This window comes from Streptomyces sp. NPDC090499, assembly GCF_044769305.1.
GTDB lineage: Bacteria > Actinomycetota > Actinomycetes > Streptomycetales > Streptomycetaceae > Streptomyces.
This window is the reverse complement of record NZ_JBIVXP010000005.1, coordinates 734,913-752,852: the sequence shown is the minus strand read 5'-3', so window position 1 is coordinate 752,852 and position 17,940 is coordinate 734,913. Positions and strand designations below refer to the sequence as shown.

14 protein-coding genes are annotated in these 17,940 nt (G+C 69.3%); 13 read left to right on the top strand and 1 reads right to left on the bottom strand.

Annotated elements, in window-relative coordinates; all coding sequences use genetic code 11:
• Positions 1–22: 22 nt before the first annotated feature.
• From ACIQVL_RS22635 to ACIQVL_RS22600, 8 genes are all read left to right on the top strand, one after another.
• Complete coding sequence (locus ACIQVL_RS22635) at positions 23–1,813, top strand: type IV secretory system conjugative DNA transfer family protein (RefSeq protein ID WP_403476193.1); 1,791 nt, start codon at positions 23–25, stop codon at positions 1,811–1,813.
• The gene (locus ACIQVL_RS22630; protein WP_403476192.1) at positions 1,810–2,238 is read left to right on the top strand and encodes an XF1762 family protein; all 429 of its coding nucleotides are present in this window, start codon (positions 1,810–1,812) and stop codon (positions 2,236–2,238) included. The genes ACIQVL_RS22635 and ACIQVL_RS22630 overlap by 4 nt, the downstream gene beginning before the upstream one ends.
• Before the next feature lie 128 nt (positions 2,239–2,366).
• On the top strand, positions 2,367–2,867 hold the full coding sequence (locus tag ACIQVL_RS22625) for a hypothetical protein (protein ID WP_403476191.1): 501 nt from the start codon (positions 2,367–2,369) through the stop codon (positions 2,865–2,867).
• Positions 2,864–3,613, top strand: coding sequence for a hypothetical protein (locus ACIQVL_RS22620; RefSeq protein ID WP_403476190.1), 750 nt, complete (start codon positions 2,864–2,866; stop codon positions 3,611–3,613). Before ACIQVL_RS22625 ends, ACIQVL_RS22620 begins: the two co-directional genes overlap by 4 nt.
• Positions 3,614–4,158: 545 nt before the next feature.
• Positions 4,159–5,082, top strand: a complete 924-nt coding sequence (locus ACIQVL_RS22615) for a hypothetical protein (protein ID WP_403476226.1) — start codon at positions 4,159–4,161, stop codon at positions 5,080–5,082.
• Complete coding sequence (locus ACIQVL_RS22610) at positions 5,079–6,350, top strand: DNA cytosine methyltransferase (RefSeq protein ID WP_403476189.1); 1,272 nt, start codon at positions 5,079–5,081, stop codon at positions 6,348–6,350. Before ACIQVL_RS22615 ends, ACIQVL_RS22610 begins: the two co-directional genes overlap by 4 nt.
• Positions 6,350–7,477: a DnaB-like helicase N-terminal domain-containing protein gene (locus tag ACIQVL_RS22605; RefSeq protein WP_403436812.1), complete on the top strand. Its 1,128-nt coding sequence runs from the start codon at positions 6,350–6,352 to the stop codon at positions 7,475–7,477. The genes ACIQVL_RS22610 and ACIQVL_RS22605 overlap by 1 nt, the downstream gene beginning before the upstream one ends.
• A 66-nt stretch (positions 7,478–7,543) precedes the next feature.
• Positions 7,544–8,902 (top strand): DUF317 domain-containing protein, encoded by a 1,359-nt coding sequence (locus ACIQVL_RS22600; protein ID WP_403476188.1) that lies wholly within the window; start codon positions 7,544–7,546, stop codon positions 8,900–8,902.
• Positions 8,903–9,004: 102 nt separating this feature from the next.
• On the opposite strand, the gene ACIQVL_RS22595 is transcribed toward ACIQVL_RS22600, so the two are convergent.
• Positions 9,005–9,628, bottom strand: coding sequence for a TetR/AcrR family transcriptional regulator (locus tag ACIQVL_RS22595; protein ID WP_403436814.1), 624 nt, complete (start codon positions 9,626–9,628; stop codon positions 9,005–9,007).
• Positions 9,629–9,981: 353 nt separating this feature from the next.
• On the opposite strand from ACIQVL_RS22595, the gene ACIQVL_RS22590 reads away from it, so the two are divergent.
• From ACIQVL_RS22590 to ACIQVL_RS22570, 5 genes are all read left to right on the top strand, one after another.
• Positions 9,982–11,535, top strand: a complete 1,554-nt coding sequence (locus tag ACIQVL_RS22590) for an ABC transporter substrate-binding protein (RefSeq protein WP_403476187.1) — start codon at positions 9,982–9,984, stop codon at positions 11,533–11,535.
• A gap of 38 nt (positions 11,536–11,573) precedes the next feature.
• Positions 11,574–12,515, top strand: coding sequence for an ABC transporter permease (locus tag ACIQVL_RS22585; RefSeq protein WP_403476186.1), 942 nt, complete (start codon positions 11,574–11,576; stop codon positions 12,513–12,515).
• Entirely contained in the window at positions 12,512–14,302 is a 1,791-nt protein-coding gene (locus ACIQVL_RS22580; RefSeq protein ID WP_403436818.1) for a dipeptide/oligopeptide/nickel ABC transporter permease/ATP-binding protein, read from the top strand. Before ACIQVL_RS22585 ends, ACIQVL_RS22580 begins: the two co-directional genes overlap by 4 nt.
• Positions 14,299–15,159: an ATP-binding cassette domain-containing protein gene (locus ACIQVL_RS22575; protein WP_403436819.1), complete on the top strand. Its 861-nt coding sequence runs from the start codon at positions 14,299–14,301 to the stop codon at positions 15,157–15,159. Before ACIQVL_RS22580 ends, ACIQVL_RS22575 begins: the two co-directional genes overlap by 4 nt.
• Before the next feature lie 141 nt (positions 15,160–15,300).
• Complete coding sequence (locus ACIQVL_RS22570) at positions 15,301–17,931, top strand: family 78 glycoside hydrolase catalytic domain (protein WP_403476185.1); 2,631 nt, start codon at positions 15,301–15,303, stop codon at positions 17,929–17,931.
• Positions 17,932–17,940 lie beyond the last annotated feature (9 nt).

Here is a 17,940-nt window from a genome sequence, read left to right as displayed (position 1 = left end):
CCCGCCCGGAAGCACGTAGCCCTTGCCCCCTTCCTCCTCCAACAGCAACACCGACGGATACGACCTCGTCCTGCGCCTCCTGCTCGGCGTCCTCGCCGTCGTCGTCCTTCTCGCCCACCTAGCCTGGCTGTCCGGGAACATCACCGCCTACCTCACCGGCACCAGCTGGGCCCCCTACCAGCCGACCAAGGCCCTGCTCCACCCCGAGCAGGTCTGGCCCACCGCAGGCGAGACGTCCCTGCTGATCGGTGCCCGCATCGTCCCCGTTCTCCTGTTCCTCGCCCTGGGGGCGGGGGCGGGCGTCCTGTGGGCGCAGCACAAGAACCGAAGCGGAGGCCGGAAGAAGATCACCGGCATGGCCAAGGCCCGGGACATCGAGCCGCTGATGGCCAAGGCGATCACCGACAAAGCCCGCTCCCTGCGCCCCAGCCTGAAGGACAGCAAGCACATCGACGCGAAGGACACCGGCATCCTTCTCGGCAACCTGCAAGGCAGCCGCCACGAAGTGCGGATGGGGTTCGAGGACGTCGCCGTCGCGATCATGGCGCCCCGGTCCGGGAAGACCACCTCGCTCGCCATCCCCTCCATGCTCGGCGCACCCGGCCCGGTCCTGCTGACGTCGAACAAGGCCGCCGGCGACGCCTTCACCACCGCCTACGAGGCAAGGGCCCGGGCGGGGACGGTGTGGACCATGGACCCGCAGCAGATAGCGCACGCCGAACGCTCGATGTGGTGGAACCCCCTCGCCAGCGCGAGAACCCTGGACGGGGCGAACCGGCTCGCCGGACACTTCCTCGCCGCCTCCGTGGACGCCTCCCAGCAGGGCGACTTCTGGTCGAAGGCCGGCAGCAACATCCTGTCCCAACTGCTGCTGGCCGCAGCGCTCGACGAGCGCCCGATCACCGACATCATGCAGTGGCTCGCCTTCCCCGCCGACCGCACGCCCCTCGACATCCTGCGCGACCACAAGTTCACCGCCGTCGCCGCGCAGCTCAAGGGCACCGTCGAAGGCCCCCCGGAGACGAGGGACGGCATCTACGAGACCGCCCGGCAGTACGCCTCCGCGCTCCTGAACGCAGAGATCGCCGCGTGGGTGACCCCGCAGAAGGACGTCCCGGAATTCCGGCCGGAGCAGTTCGTCACGTCCACCGACACGCTGTTCCTGCTCAGCAAGGACGGCGGCGGCGGAGCCTCGGCGCTGATCGCCGCGTGCGCGGACTCGGTGATGCGGGCCGCGACCGCACAGGCCGAACGCGCCGGCGGACGCCTGGATCCGCCGATGCTGGCAATCCTCGACGAGGCCGCCAACGTGTGCAAGATCAGCGACCTTCCGGACCTGTACTCCCACCTCGGCTCCCGCGGGATCATCCCGATCACCATCCTCCAGTCCTACCGCCAGGGCCAGAAGGTGTGGGGAGACGCGGGCATGGACGCCATGTGGTCCGCCTCGACCGTCAAGGTGATCGGGTCCGGGATCGACGACCCGGACTTCGCCGACAAGCTGTCCCGCCTGATCGGCGACCACGACGTGGAGACCACGTCCACCTCGCACTCGGAGTCCGGCAAGAGCACGTCCGTGTCGATGCGGCAGGAGCGGATCCTGCCCGCCGACGCGATCCGCGCCCTGCCCAAGGGCACGGCCTTGTGTTTCGCCACCGGGATGCGCGCGGCCATGCTCGATCTCCGCCCGTGGTACCGGGAGCCGGGCGCGGAGGCGCTGTCCGCGGCGTCCGCCCGCGCGTCGCAGGCGATCACCGCCCGCGCCGTCGCGAAGCACACGCCGACGCAGTCCGACTTCGGGACGGCCGTGTGAGCAACGCCCCAGGCGAAGGAGTTCGTGCGGACCTGGACCGCCACCACCCGCCGCCCGCAGGACAGATCTTCGCCGTCGGCGCCGCCGACGAGACCGGCACCCTGCGCGCCGTCGCAATTGTCGGCCGGCCCGTGGCCCGCCACCTCGACGACGGCGCCACCCTGGAAGTCACCCGGACCGCCAGCGACGGCACCCGCAACTCCAACTCGCTGCTCTACGGGGCATCGTGGCGCGCGGCGAAGGCCCTCGGGTACCGGCGCCTGGTCACCTACACGCAGGACGGCGAGAGCGGCGCTTCACTGCGCGGTGCCGGGTGGCGCATCATCGCCAGCCGCCCGCCCCGGGCCGGATGGCACTCCCCCTCCCGCCCACAAACCGACCACGGAAACGACCGCGTCACCCGCCTGCTGTGGGAAGCCCCTTGACCGAGCGCGCTCCGGCACCCCAACGGGCCGACCACCCTCTATCTTCCCGTCCTGTCCCCGCCACCGGAGTTGTCCTGCACACCGTCGTTTTGACCGAACATACCCGCCTTCTTGGTGAGGTGGCCCCCGTGCTGGAGGAGTTGTCCGCGCAGGCAACGCGGATCCGGGAGGGCGAGATCGCCAAGCCCGTCCGAGAGATCACGCCCCTGAGCCTGCAGGTGAACGAGCTGGCGATGCAGTGCACACGCCAGCTCCACGACCTGCCGGTCAGCCAGTACCCCGCGATGAAGGGCGGCACCGACAACCTGGCGCACCTGGCCGGTGCCTGCGCTCAAATCTCCTTGGCCGCCACGCTGTGCAACCTCGCCATCCACCACCGCACCGAGATCCTGCTGTCCGAGGACGCCGACTCCACCCCCGCGACCAGCCGTGACCAACTCCGCCGCGCAGGTGACGAGATGCAGCGCGCGGCCACCACCTATCGCGCCGTGGCCCGACATCTCTCCCGCCGCCTCGCCTCGTTCTCGGAGCGCGCCGAGGACCGTCAGCTCATATCCGACGCCCGCCGGCACAGCCCGCAACAGGCCCCCGCCACGTCACCGGTCCCCGCCACCCGGCGCCGCGTATGACGACACCGTCCGAGGGCCTCCTGTTCGACGTAGCCGCCCCGCCGACGCCCATCGAGCGGCTGCTGCTGCTCGCTGACCAGTACGTGCAGCACAACGACATGCTCGACCGGCTCCTGCGGGCCGGTCCATCGTCGGAGCTCGACGCCCACGCCGGTTCCGCAGAGCAACTCGCCGCCGCGACCCGCGCCGCGATCAAAGCGGTCGCCGACGAACGTCTCTTCCACAGTCACGAGCTGTCGGACGCAGTGGTCCGGCTCCAGCAGCTCGCCTTCCTAAACAGCGCATCCGCGGACCACGGGCCCCACACGGCCCGCACGCTGACCGCCCTGGCACCCGAGGCGGCCATGGGGTGCGCCGACACCCTCGCCTACGTGATACGGCACCGACGCGGGAGTACCGGCAACGCTCCGCGCCACCGGCTGACCTCCACGCACCGCACCGCCTTGTGGGAGATCGGCTGCGGGAACGTCGTGGCCACCAGTTCCCTGGGCCGGCAGTACGTCCGCTACCGCAGCGAGCGCGTGCTCATCGGCACCTTGCGGTCGCTGGAGACGAGCGGCCTCGCGGAACGCGTGCCGAAGTCCGCGCCCTCCGCCTACATGGGTGGACCGCTCCAAGACCGAGTACGTCTCACCGCGGCCGGCACCATCGCCCTGACCGCCGCCATCAGCAGCCCACACAGCGCAAGTCCCCCCGGAACGACATCCGCGCCCGCCCCCGCGGAGTCAGCCGCCCGGACCCGCTGACCGATCCTCCGGAGTCACACCACTCCATGCCTCTGCTCAACTTGGCAGACCCGGTACAACAACTGCGCGCTCTGGCACGCGACTTCGAGGCCCTGCACACTCGCGTACGGGACCTCTCCTACACCCCCGGCACCGACGACTGCGCCAGATCAGCCCGCTCCTGCTCAAGGCCCAGGACCTGACAGCCACCGTCCTCGTCCACCTGGGCACGCTCGAATCCAGCGCCTACACCAGCGTCGCCGGGAGCCGCTCCAGCCTGGAGTGCCTGGCCTCGGTCGCAGTCGCCTCCTCCCTGGCCGGCAACGACCTCGTCAGCGCGCTGCTCGCCAACCCCTACGACGGTGCTCCATTCCCCGGCTATCCCGCGGACGACGCCTCCACGCACACCGCTCGCCACGCCGCGGCCATCCCGAAGATGACCGAACACCTCGCCGACGCCACCCACCAGCTCGACCTGAGCGCGACCGGATGCCACTACGTCGCCGCCGGCATCACCCGCGACCGTCGGTGAGAGCGCCCTCGTATCCCTACTCCCAGGACAGACCATTTCAGATCAGCCCCGATTCCGCGCCCTCTCCCTTGGCGCCGGAGTTCAATCCAGCACGCTTCTCGCTCTGTCAGCCGAGGGCATTCTCCCCCGAGTCGACTACGCCATTTTCGCCGACACAGGATGGGAACCCCAAGCTGTCTATGCACACCTTGACCGGCTAGAAAAGGAGATAGCCGCACCGACGGGAATATCCGTACTCCGCGTGTCGGCCGGGAATATCCGACAAGACGCCCTTGATCCGGATCACCGGTTCGCCTCCATGCCGCTCCACATTCTCAATCAGGACGGGCGGCCTGGAATGACCCGACGCCAGTGTACCGGGGAATACAAGGTGAAGCCGATCAAGCAGAAGGTCCGCGAACTGCTCGGCTACCCCTATCCCACACGCATCCCGAAGGGGGTGTTCGTCGAACAGTGGGTGGGAATCTCGACCGATGAATTCCATCGGGCCAAGGACGCTGACGTCAAGTACATGCGCAACCGGCACCCGCTTTTGGACATGTCCTGGAGCAGGGCCGACTGCTTGCGTTACCTGACCTCGCTCGGGCTATCCGATACCCCGAAATCGAGCTGCCTGGGGTGTCCGTTCCACGGAAATGCCCAGTGGCGGCATATCAGGGACACCTCTCCGTCCGAGTGGGCGGACGTCGTCGAATTCGACACAGCAATCCGGCAGGGCAATGCCCGTGCCAACGCGTCGGGCAGCCGACTCCTCGGCGAGGCGTTCCTCCACCGCTCCCGCGTCCCGCTGAGCCAGGCGCCGATCGACCACGTCACCGCGGCCGAGCGAGCCGCCCAGCAGATCAGCATGGACGAGGCCGACGTCCTGGAGAGCGGTGTCGAGGACGGCTGCTCGCCCTGGGCCTGCCGCGGCGACGCCGACGCACTGACGCAGGACAGCTTCGGGCTGGCCAGGTGATACTCGACCTCTTCGCGGGGCCGGGCGGCTGGAGCAGAGCCCTTCACGTCCTGGGCGCGCGCGACGTCGGGCTGGAATGGGATCCGTGGGCGTGCAAGACCCGTTCTGCGGCGGGGCAGTTGACGGTCCGGACAGACGTGGCACGGTATCCGACCTGGCCGTTCGTCGGCCGCACCCACGGTGTGATTGCGTCCCCACCGTGTCAGGCGTGGAGCATGGCCGGCAAGCGCCTGGGCCTGCTCGACCAGCCGCTGGTGCACACGGCGGTCGAGGACCTGGCCGCCGGACGCGACAGCCGCGAGCGCCTCCTTGCCACGTGCCGTGACGAGCGCTCCCTGCTCGCCGCCGAACCGATGCGCTACCTGTACGCGCTGAACTCGGCGGGCGAGCCCGACTGGGTCGCGATGGAGGAGGTCCCGGACGTCCTGCCGCTGTGGAAGCAGTACGGGGCCGTGCTGCGCGGGTGGGGGTTCTCGGTCTGGTACGGGATCCTCAACGCCGCCGACTTCGGCGTCCCGCAGACCAGGAAGCGGGCCATCCTCCTGGCCTCCCGGGTCCGCACGGCACAGCCGCCCACCCCCACACACGCCCAACTCGCGGAGCCAGAATCGCTGTTCGGTCCGGGCCGCGCCCGCTGGGTCAGCATGGCCCAGGCCCTGGGATGGGGGGCGACCGACCGGCCCGTCCCCACCGTGTGCGCCGGCGGCGGGCCCGGCGGCGGACCTGAGCCGTTCCCTTCGGGCTCCCGCAAGACGCTGTCCGACGCCCGGGAGCGCGGCACTTGGACACCCCGGCCGGACAGGATGGTCCTGCAGTCCCGTCGTGAAGGCGCCAGCCGGGAGGCCAAGCACAGCACACAGAAGAGCCGTGCCGCCGACACCCAGGCGCCGATGTTCACCGCAGAGGCCCACCGCTGGTCATGGTCCCTGCGCAGCAACAGCCAGGCCAACGCCACCGTCCGTCCACTGTCCGAGCCGGCGGGGACGCTGTTCTTCGGGCACCGTGCCAACGAGTGCACCTGGGTCGCCGAACCCGCCTCACCGCCGGCCTCAGAAGCCGATGTGCCTGCCGTTCCCGAGCCGATCCGGATCACTGCCCAAGAGGCCGGCCTCCTGCAGACCTTCCCGGCCGACTATCCCTGGGCCGGGAACAAGAGCCAGCAGTTCTCGCAGATCGGCAACGCCGTCCCGCCGCTGCTCGCCGGCCATCTCCTCGCCCCGCACCTCGGCGTCCGCCTCGACCCCGACGACTTCACTCTCGCCGCCTGATGCCCCACACTCCCGAACCCGACGAAGACCACGACCTCTACGCCAGCGCGCCCCCGCAGCCGGTGTTCCACGTCGAGCAGGCCCTCCTCGGAGCCCTCCTCCTCGATCCCCACCGCCTCGGTGACCTGACCAGCATCACCGCCGACTCGTTCTCCACCGCAGCGCACACGGCTCTGTTCGCCACTATCAGCGCCCTGCCGCCGCCCGACCCGGACGAGCACGCGAAGAACGCCACGTGGCTCGATCTCGTGCTCACCACGGCACGCCAGCAGGTACGCGGGCTGACCGCCTCCGACCTTCACGCGCTCGTCCAGGTCTGCCCCTGGCCCCGCCACGCACCTGCCTACGCCCGGATGGTCGAGGCCGAACACGCCCGCCGCCGCCTTGAGACAGCCGCGGAACGCCTCGTGCACACCGTCCACGACACCTCCCTCCCCCACCCCGTCCAGACGGTGCTCACCGAGACCGACGCGCTCGCCACGGTCGTGGACGACATCGCAGCCCGCTTCCCCCCACGCGCAGGCGTCCTGCCCCGCACCGCGGCTCCGCCGCCACCCGCAGCACCCGACTACATGGAGGCCGTCGAGGAGGAGCGGTTGCTGCTCGCGACCGCCACCGCCTACCCGGCCGGCATCGACGCCGTCCCGTGGCTGCTCCCCGGCGACCTCGTCGTGCCGCTGCACGCCGGCCTGTGGCAGTGCCTGAACGCCCTGGCCCGCCGCCAGGAGCCCATCGACCCCGTCACCGTCCTGTGGGAAGCCCAGCAGCGCGGTCTCCTCGACGACAGAAGCGACCCTGGTGAGGTGCTCCGGATGCTGGCCGAACCGGCGGGATCCGTAGAGCACTGGGGCGAGCGCGCCCTGCAGCGCTCCCTCCTGACCGCCGCCGAGCACACCGCCCAGCGCATCACGGCGTACGCCGGCGACCCGGCGAACACCCCCTTCCAGCTCGTCGTCGGCGCCCGACGCGCCCTCGCCGACATCGGCGCCGTCCGCACCCGCTGGCAGCACGCCACCACACCCCCCTGCTGCCCGCCTCCACCTCGGCGACCGGCGCCCACCACCCGCGCCGGCCCACCAACCACCACGGCCCCGCACACAACCCGCCGCGTGCGAGCAGCCCGGTAGCCCCCGCATACGCCGGTGGCCGGACCCGAAGGCCCGGCCACCGGCAGAACAGACGAGACCCCTCACATGACTCCCGCCATCGACGCCCACGTCCGCCTCGATACCCACCCCACTCACCCGAGCGCCGTGCAGGCCGTCCTGACCGGCAGCCAGGCTCACGTCGCCCTCGTGGCCCTGGAGGCTGCCGAGTGGAGCGTCGCCGCCACCAACGTCCTGGTCCTGGCCCGCATCGATCACGAGGAGCCCCACTGGGCCAAGGACGCAGCCGAGCACCTGCGCGCCGTAGGCATCGCTGTGGAGATCACCCCTCGGCTCCAGGAGGCCATGAACGAGGAATGGACCTGGGCCAACTACCCGATGCCCTGGTGCACTCGCAGCGAGATCCGCGAGGTCTCCAACCAGGCGCAACAGATCCACGACGACATCCGCCACGGCCACCTCCTCATCCACGCCCACGCCCACGACGGCCACACCACCGTCGCGGTCGGCACATACCTTCACCGGAGCGGCAAGTCCGTCTACCTCCACGGCGAGAACCACCTGCGCCAGATCGCCGACACCTTCGACTCACCCGCAGAGGCACTGCTCGCCTTCGAGAAGGTCCACGCAGCCACGATGCGCCCCGGCCCCGCGCCCCTGACCGACACCGAACGCGCCGCCATCGCAGCGCGCTTCGTCTTCGACGTCACCACGGCCAAGGCCCAACCGTCCCGCCCGACCCCGGAGACAGTCCCCGTCTACCTGGCCGACGCCGGCGACCACGATGCGCTCCTGGAGACGTTCATCGACTCCCACGGCGAATGGCAGAAATGGCGGACCTGGTCGGACGACACCACACACGCCATCCACGAGTGCCAGACCCTGCGCATCGAGCGCGTCCACGGAGCAGACCCCCGCGAGGCCGCCTGGACCGTGGCCGCCTACGAGACGCCCGTCTCCGACCGGATGTGGCACCTCACCGCCACCGGCACCACCCCCGCCCCCGTGCTCCAGACCCTGCTCCACCACCTCGCCGCAGGCGACGCATGGGACACCGCCATCGGAAGCCCCGTCACCGAGAAGACCGTCACCGCCGCCACCCAACCCCTCACCGACGCCGGCTGGGAGCACACCGTCGACGGACGCTGGATCCGGTGGACGAACCCCTCCCGGGACGCCGACATCCGGTTCGACGCATTCGCCGCCCACCAGCCGAACAGCAACCTCACCACCTGGACCATCTGGTCCGGCCCCAGCATCGACCACCCCACCTGGACCGTCACGGCATCCCCGTACACCCCCAGCCCGCTGCTGGCCGACATCTCCGAAACGCTCGCCCACGACACCGGCACCCGCCACACCCATCGCTGGAGACGGGACGCACGTCGTGGACGGCCGTGCTGGACCCGATCGGGCTGGGGCCGCGTGACGACGCCACGGCAGTGACCGCCACCCAGCTGGAGGCGCAGGCAGCGCGCACCAGCGAGGCGCGGCCGCGCTGAACAGTCGCACCCCACCACATCTCCTTCATCCACCGAACAGTGTCCGCTACGAAGCACCCGCGGACCCATGCTCATCGCCCGGCAGGAGAACGAGATCCAGGAAGCGGTTGAGCGGCACGATGATGTCGAGGTCCCGCTTCAACAGCCACTGCGCCTGAAGTCCGTGGAGCACAGCCAAGAGCAGGGCCGCCGCACTCTCCGGATCGAGACCCTCCGGCAGCCGTCCCTGTGCCTCGCGCTGTTTCATGACCTCGACCGTGTAGGTGTGCACGCGTTCACTGCGGCCCGCGAAGTACGCGTGCGCTGGGTGATCGGCACGCGAGGCGGCGGCGGAGAGCTCGGCCCACAATCGCATCAGCTCGGGTGCCTTCTGGTGGGCGAGCAGCGTCTCGGCCAGATACTCCTTGGGCGAGTCATGGGCGTCGCCTCCAGCGAAGCCGGTTTCCCACTCCTCGTCGTCGCGCTGGGCGAGAACCGCCGTCAGCAGTTCGTCCTTGCTCTCGAAGTGGTGCAGCAGGCTGGCGTGGGTGATGCCGGCCCGCTTGGCGATGTCCCTCAACGAGGCCCCGGCGTAGCTGTTCTCGGCGAAGCTGGCACGAGCCGCGCGGATGATGTCCGCGCGGCGGGCAGCCGTCTTCGCGTACGGGCCCCGCCGCTTTGCCCGGTCCACGTCACGTCTCCCTTGCCTTGGTCACGCCGAGGGCCTCCGAGGCCGACTACCGGCAGGAATGCCAGGCACCTTAGCCCTTCAGGCCAAAATCATCCAGATGGTTGACGTTCAAATCCTACTAGGGAGGCGCGAAAGAGGCGCTCGCCGGACCGGAAGATAACGCTCTGGTCAAGAACCATGCGCGCCCCCTTCCCGGGCACTCACTCCCCCGCCTACGTTCCACGAGCTAAATTCAACCACTTGGTAGACGTTGCCAAGTGGCTCGTTCGAGCCGTCGGGCACGAGCTCCGGGGCGGTGCCGGCCGCATGCTTCACGGCCCGGCCCCGAGCTGCACGGGACAAGGGGAATCCATATGACTCGCATTCGATCCATCCGCCCGCGCACTCGCTCCCGAGCGCTGCCCGCGGCGCTCACGGCGACGGCACTGCTCTCTTTGACGGCGTGCGGCGGTGGCGGAGCAGAGGGCGCGTCGTCGTCGAGCGCCACGGCGCTTTCGCTCGCGGTACAAGCGGCTCCGGCCTCGTTCGATCCGGCCCAGCTCAACGAGGGACAGGCGACCTACATATGGAGCGCCCTCTACGACACGCTCCTCTACACCGACAACAACGGCGAACTGAAGCCCAACGCTGCCGAAAGCTGGAAGTACTCGGACGACGGTCTGGCCCTCACGATCAAGCTGCGCAAGGGCATGACGTTCAGCTCCGGCGCACCGGTGAACGCCGCCGCAGTGAAGGCAACGCTCGAACGCACCATGTCCACGCCCGGTCCGCAGCAGGTCCCGTTGGCCTCCGTCAAGTCGGTGGAGGCACCCGACACGAACACCGTCGTGATCCACCTCAGGCAACAGGACGGCGCGCTGCTGACCAACCTCTCGATGGCAGCAGGCGTGATCGCGGATCCGGCCACGATGGCCAAGAAGAGCAGCCAGCTGAACCCGGTCGGCTCGGGTCCCTACACCCTCGACAAAGCGACCGTGAACGGCTCGTCGTACGTGCTCAAGCGGCGTGACGACTACTGGAACGCGAAGGCGTACCCCTTCAAGACGCTGAAGTTCAAGGTGATCGTGGATCCCACCGCGGCCTACAACGCCCTGCAGGCCGGGCAGATCGACGCCGGTCCCGCGGCCCCCCAGTACACCGCCAAGCTCAAGTCGGGCGGCTTCAGCATGACGCTGGTCAAGGCCACGGCGGTGGCGAACCTGATCCTGGCCGACCGGACCGGGAGCGTGCTCAAGCCCCTCGGAGACGCCCGGGTGCGCCAGGCGATCAACATGGCCTTCGACCGAACGAAGATCGTCAAGCAGCTGCTCATGGGGGTCGGCCAGCCCACGGTCCAGATAGTCAACCCCAAGAGCGCGGCTCACGACTCCGCCCTCGAACAGACCTACCCCTACGATCCCGCGGCCGCGAAGAAGCTGCTGGCCGAGGCCGGCTATCCGAACGGATTCTCCGTCACCGTGCCGAGCTTCGTCTTCACCAAGCAGCTCGAGCCCACCGTCGGCCAGCAACTCGGCGACATCGGAATCAAGGTGAAGTGGACGCCGGTGCCCCCGCAGAACAACCTGGGCGCGATCGCGTCCAAGAAGTACCCCATGTTCCTCTTCTTCGACGGGCTGAACACCCCCGCGCGCCAGATGGCCAACAACTTCGGCCCGATCGCTGTGCTCAACCCCTTCAAGACCACCGACCCGCAGCTCACGAAGCTGATGACCCAAGCTGCGAGCCAGCTCGACCCTGCGAGTGCCGACGCGGCCTACAAGCCCGTCAACGAGCTCTTGGTCAAGAACGCGTGGGACGCGCCCATCGCCTACCTGGGCAACAACTGGGCGGTCAAGAAGGGCATCAAGTACCTCGGCGACGGCTCCAACACCAACAGCACCATCCGCGCGTTCGACGTGGTCGGCTAGTCCGTCGGCCCGCGTGGACGCGAAGGAGCTTCCCACCCATGATCCTCTATGTTCTGCGCCGACTCGCCACGAGTCTGGTACTCGTCCTCCTGGTCTCCATGATCACGTACCTTCTGCTGAGCACGTCATTCAACGACATCGTCACCACCCTGCTCGGCGGCAACGCCTCGGCAGCATCCGTCCAGGCCAAGAAGGCCGAGTTGGGCATGGACCGTCCGGTGATCGTCCAGTACTTCGACTGGCTGTCGCATGCTGTGCGGGGTGAGTTCGGGACCTCGTACGGCACCAGCGAATCCGTCGGAACAGCCGTCTGGAACCACTTCACCGTCACGCTGTCCCTCGTCGTCGTCGCCCTGTCCATCTCCGTCGTCATCAGCGTCGTACTCGGCGTTCTCGCCGCGTCGCGTGGCGGCGCCGTCGACCGCCTCTCGCAGGGTGCGTCCCTCTTCGGTTACCTCGTGCCGAACCTGCTGATCGTGATCGGGCTGGTCTACGTCTTTGCCGTGAAACTGGACTGGCTGCCGGCCACCGGTTACACGCCCCTCGGGGAGAGCCCCGGCCGCTGGCTGGCCTCGATCACCATCCCGGTGATCGGCCTCGCGGTGGGGGGCATCGCGAATCTCTCCGCGCAGATCCGCGGCACCATGATCGGCGAACTGCGCAAGGACTACGTCCGCACCCTGCGCACCCGCGGCATCTCCACCCGGTCCATCGTGTTGCGCCACGCCCTGCGCAACGCTGCCGGGCCCGCCCTCACCGTCCTGTCCTTCGAGTTCATCGCGATGCTCGGCGGCGCTCTCATCATCGAGAACGTGTTCGCCCTGCCGGGCATCGGAAGCTACTCCTTCAACTCCGCCCTCCAGGGAGACGTCCCGGTCATCATGGGCCTCTCTGTCTTCGGCGTCCTGTTCGTCGTGGGCATCAACCTCGTCGTCGATGTCGTACTCGGCTGGCTCAACCCGAAGGCGAGGCTCCAGTGAGCGGGAACTCCGTCGTGACCACCGCGGGGCCGGTCGCCCCGCGGCGCAGGTCCCCTCTTCGCAAGCTCCTCAAGGACCCGCAGGGCGCCATCACGGTCGGTCTGCTCCTGGTCATCGTGGTGCTGGGGCTGCTGGCCCCGGTCCTCGCCGCACACGGCCCCAACCAGGCCTCACTGGACGCCGTGAACGCCGCTCCGGGCACTGCGGATTACCCGCTTGGGGCCGACCAGAGCGGCCGCGACATCTTCTCCCGGCTGCTGCATTCGATCAACACAGGCCTGGTCGCCGGCCTGATCGGCACAGGGGTCGCTCTCGTCATCGGCGTCACTGCCGGGCTGATCGGCGGGTACTTCGGCCGCCGGGTGCGGGGCGTCACCGACTGGGCTTTCAACCTCATCATGACGTTCCCGGGGCTGCTGCTGCTGATCGTGCTCCTGCCCGTGACGAACGGCGACTACCGGGCGACGATGCTGATCTTCGGCGTCCTGTCCGCGCCGGGCATCTTCCGTCTTGTGCGCAACATGGTCGTCGGGGTCAAGAACGAGCTCTATGTGGACGCCGCACGGGTGTCGGGCCTGACGGATCTGCGTATTCTCGGCCGCCACGTACTGTCGGTGATCCGCGGGCCGATCATCATCGCGACCGCCTTCCTGATGGGGTCGTCCATCACCCTTCAGTCGGGCCTGGCCTTTCTCGGCCTGGGCTCCAGCACCGTCCCCAGCTTCGGCGCGATGATCTCCGAGGGTTTTGCCAACCTCTACGACGAGCCGATGCAGTTCGTCTGGCCGAGCCTCCTGCTCGGCCTCATGAACGCCTCGTTCGTGCTGCTGGGCAACTCGCTGCGCGACGCACTGGAACTGGTGATGCCCAAGCCGGCCAAGCTCACGGTGCCCAAGCGCAGGCGCGAAGCCACCGACACCCACTCCGAATCCTCCGCCGTTCCGCACCTGCTGACCGTCGAAGACCTCGCCATCGCCTACCCGACTCCCTCGGGCGAGCTGAAGGAGGTCGTCAGCGGAGTCACCCTGCACTTGAACGCGGGCGAGACGCTCGGCCTAGTCGGAGAATCCGGATCGGGCAAGACCCAGACCGCGTTCGCGATCCTCGGCGTACTCCCGCCGGAGGCGGCCGTCACGCGCGGCTCGATCCGGCTCGACGGACGTGAACTCCTCGACCTGGGCGAGGGAGACCTCAAGAAGCTGCGCGGCTCGTCCGTGGCGTACGTACCGCAGGAGCCCATGTCGAACCTGGACCCGTCATTCACCGTGGGCGCCCAGCTGATGGAAGGGGTGCGCGCGTCGAAGCCCATGTCCCGGCAAGCCGCCCGCGATCACGTGCTCGCCCTGCTGGCCCGAGTGGGCATCCCTGACCCCAGGCGGACCTTCGACTCCTACCCGCACCAGATCTCCGGCGGCATGGCGCAGCGCGTGCTCATCGCGGGCGCCGTCGCGAGCGGCCCGAAGCTGCTCATCGCCGACGAGCCCACGACGGCGCTCGACGTGACCGTCCAGGCGGAGATCTTGGACCTGCTGCGCGACCTGCAGAAGCAGCTGAACATGGCCGTCCTCCTCGTGAGCCACAACTTCGGTGTGGTCGCGGACAGCTGCAGTCGGATCGCGGTCATGCGGCGAGGCGAGGTCGTCGAGGTGGGGGAAGCCCAGGAGATCTTCGGGTCGGCTCAGCATCCGTACACCCGGATGCTCCTCAGCTCCATCCTCGACGGAAGCAGCCTGCGCACGGATCCCCCGGAGGCCGTGGCCGAGGCACTCGGGAAGAAGGCATCATGACGACGCCCCTGCTCGAAGTCAGCGACTTGCGCGTCGCCTACCCCGGACGGGGTTTCCGTGCCCGCCCCGTGGAGATCCTCCACGGCGTGTCCCTGACGGTGCACCGAGGCGAAACACTGGGCATCGTCGGCGAGTCCGGATCCGGCAAGACGACCATCGGCCGCGCCGTGCTCGGCCTGGTGAAGCCGACCGGCGGGCGCGTCCTGTTCGGCGGCGAGGACATCACTCACGCCACGGGCAAGGCGCGCCGCGCCTTCGCGCGCGACATCCAGGTCGTGTTCCAGGACCCCTACACCTCGCTCAACCCGTCCCTCACCGTCGGTGACATCCTCACCGAGCCGCTCGTGGTGCAGGGCACGACCGCACAGGACGCGCGCGGTCGCGTACGTGACCTCCTGGACCAGGTGGGGTTGCCGAAGGACGCCGCTGAGCGGCTGCCCCGCGAGTTCAGCGGCGGCCAGCGCCAGCGTGTCGCGATCGCCCGTGCCCTTGCTCCCGAGCCGAAGCTGATCGTCTGTGACGAGCCCGTCTCCGCGCTCGACCTGTCGACACAATCACGGGTGCTCGACCTGTTCATCGACATCCAGCGGCGCACCGGCGTGGCCTACATCTTCGTCTCGCACGACCTCACGGTCGTACGCCACGTCAGCCACCGGGTGAGCGTGGTCTACAAGGGCGACATCGTCGAGACCGGCTCCGCCGAGTTCGTCACCGCCACCCCCGAACACCCCTATACCCAGAAGCTGTTGCTCGCCGCCCCTGTCGCGGACCCGGTCAGGCAGGAGCAGCGCCGCGCCGAACGGCACCACCTGGCCGAGGCAGAGCGCGAGCAGCGTGCCGGGGCCGACGCCGCCTGACCGCGCCCGGTCCCCCGGCCCCGGGTCCGCCTCGCCTGTCGACGGGGGAGGCGGACCCGGGGGTCCAGTGCGGACCGGTAGGCCCGGTGCAACCGACTGACAGAGAGAGGGACGCCGATGCGCCCACCCACCCATCTGCGCGTGGAACACCTGGATGAGGCCTTCGGGATTGAGGCGATCGCGCCACGGTTGTCGTGGTGGTTGCCGGCCGACGCCACTCGACAGGTGGCCTACCGCATCAAGACCGAGGACTGGGACTCGGGGCGTGTGGAGAGTGACCGCAACGTGCTGGTCCCCTACCCGGGCCCCGAAGTGGACCCGGGGCAAAGGGTCGTCTGGCAGGTCAAGGTCTGGACCGACCTGGGCGAGAGCGACTGGTCCGAGCCGAGTTCCTGGGAATCCGCCATCCGTCCGCAGGACTGGCGAGCCGCGTGGATCGAACCGGCCGAGAACGAGGTGCCCGCGGCCGGTCGGCGCCCGGCGCATCTGCTGCGGCACTCCTTCGAACTGACCGAACTACCGGCCCGGGCACGGCTGTACGCGACCGCACACGGCGACTACGAGATGTTCGTCAACGGCGTCCGCGTCGGTGACCAGGAGCTCACACCAGGCTTCACGTCGTATCTGTCGCGCCTGCAGGTGCAGACGTACGACGTGACCAGCCTGCTGCGGGCCGGAGTCAACGTGCTCGGTGCCGTGCTGTCCGACGGACGGTTCCGTGGCTGCAATGGCACCCAGCGGATTCCTGACGGCTTCGGCACGCGTACCGCCCTGCTCGCCGAACTGCACACACGGTCGGCCGACGGGTACGCCCAGGTGATCGGTACTGGCCCCCAGTGGCGATCCAGCGTCGCCGAGATCACCGCCGCCGACCCGATGGAGGGGCAACATGTCGATTTCACCCGGGCCCTGTCCCGGTGGAGCCGGCCTGGTTTCGACGACTCCGCCTGGGAGAAGGTGACGGTCCCGACCGGGGGGCTGTACGCGCTCCGCGACCGGCTCACCACCAGCCCGGCACCACCGGTACGCCGAGTCGAGTCCCTGACTCCCGTCTCGATCACCAGCCCGCGGTTCGGAGTGCAGGTCGTCGACTTCGGCCAGAACATCAACGGCTGGGTACGGCTGTCCGACCTCGGGCCGCGCGGCACCGAGCTCACCCTCGTCCACGCAGAGGCCCTCGCCGCCGACGGTGACGTGACCACCGACCATCTCGACCTGCCCGCAGAAAACCACGACCACGGCATCGCGCTCAAAGCCGGACAGCGTGACCGTGTCGTCTCCTCCGGCCGCTCGGGCGAGGTCTTCGAACCCCGGCACACCACCCACGGTTTCCAGTTCGTGCGGGTCGAGGGCCATCCGGGCGACATCGGAGCCGACGACATCGAGGCCGTCGTGGTCCACACCGACCTGCGCCGCACCGGCTGGTTCCGGTGCAGCGACGAACGGCTCAATCGCCTGCACGAGGCCGCCGTCTGGAGCTTCCGCGGCAACGCCTGCGACATCCCCACCGACTGCCCGACCCGGGAGCGCGACGGCTGGACCGGCGACTGGCAGCTCTTCGCCCCTACCGCGGCATTCCTCTACGACGTCGCGGGATTCTCCACCAAGTGGCTGCGCGATCTGGCCGCCGACCAGTGGCCCGACGGGAAGACCGCGAACATCGCCCCTGACCACGCCATCCGGCGCCGCACCCCCGAGCACCGCCGCGCCCTCCTGCACGGCTCGGCGGGCTGGGGCGACGCGGCGGTGATCGTGCCGTGGGAGACCTACCTCGCCTACGACGACGTGCAGATCCTCGCCGACCAGTACGACTCGATGACCCGCTGGGTGGACTGGGCCGCCGAGCAAGCGCGCACCGGGCGCCACGCCGACCGTGCGGCAGCTCGCCCCGAGCCAGCGGCGCACGAGGAGTTTCTGTGGGACTCCGGTTTCCACTGGGGCGAGTGGTTGGAGCCGGAACAGCCCGGCGCGACGCCGTTCTACCTCCAGGACCACGGGCCGGTCGCCACCGCGTACCTCCATCGCTCAGCACGCCTGCTGTCCCGTATCGCCGCCGTCCTCGGCAGACTGCATGACGCCGCGTCCTACGGCCGCTTCGCCGACCGCGTGCTCCTGGCCTGGCGCACCGAGTTCATCCGGCCGGACGGCAGTCTCACTCTCGACACCCAGGCCAACCATGTGCGCGCGCTCGCCTTCGGCCTGGTTCCCGAGGAACTGCGGCCGCGCACGGCCGAGCGCCTGGCCGCGCTGGTCCATGAGGCCGACACCCACCTGAGTACCGGTTTCCTCGCCACGCCCTCCCTGTTGCCCGTCCTGGCGGAGACCGGGCACCTCGACATCGCCTACGACCTGCTGTTCCAGGACACGTCACCGTCCTGGATGGCCATGCTCGAACGGGGGGCCACCACCGTCTGGGAGGAGTGGGACGGGATCGACGCCGACGGCGTCGCGCACGGGTCCCTGAACCACTACAGCAAGGGTGCGGTCATCTCCTTCCTGCACCGCCATGTCGCGGGCATCCGTCTGCGTGAGAACTCCCCCGGCTACCGAAACTTCGACATCCACCCCCGGCCGGGTGGTGGACTCACTTGGGCCGAGGCGCAGTTCGACTCGGTCCACGGACGCATCGCGGCGCACTGGCGTATCGACGCCGACCGGTTCCTCCTCACGGTCGCAGTGCCGCCGGGCACCTCCGCCACCGTCACCCTGCCAAGCGGGGAGTCTGCGGAGGCGGGGCCCGGCCAGCACCACTACATCTGCGACATGGGGTGACCCGATGGC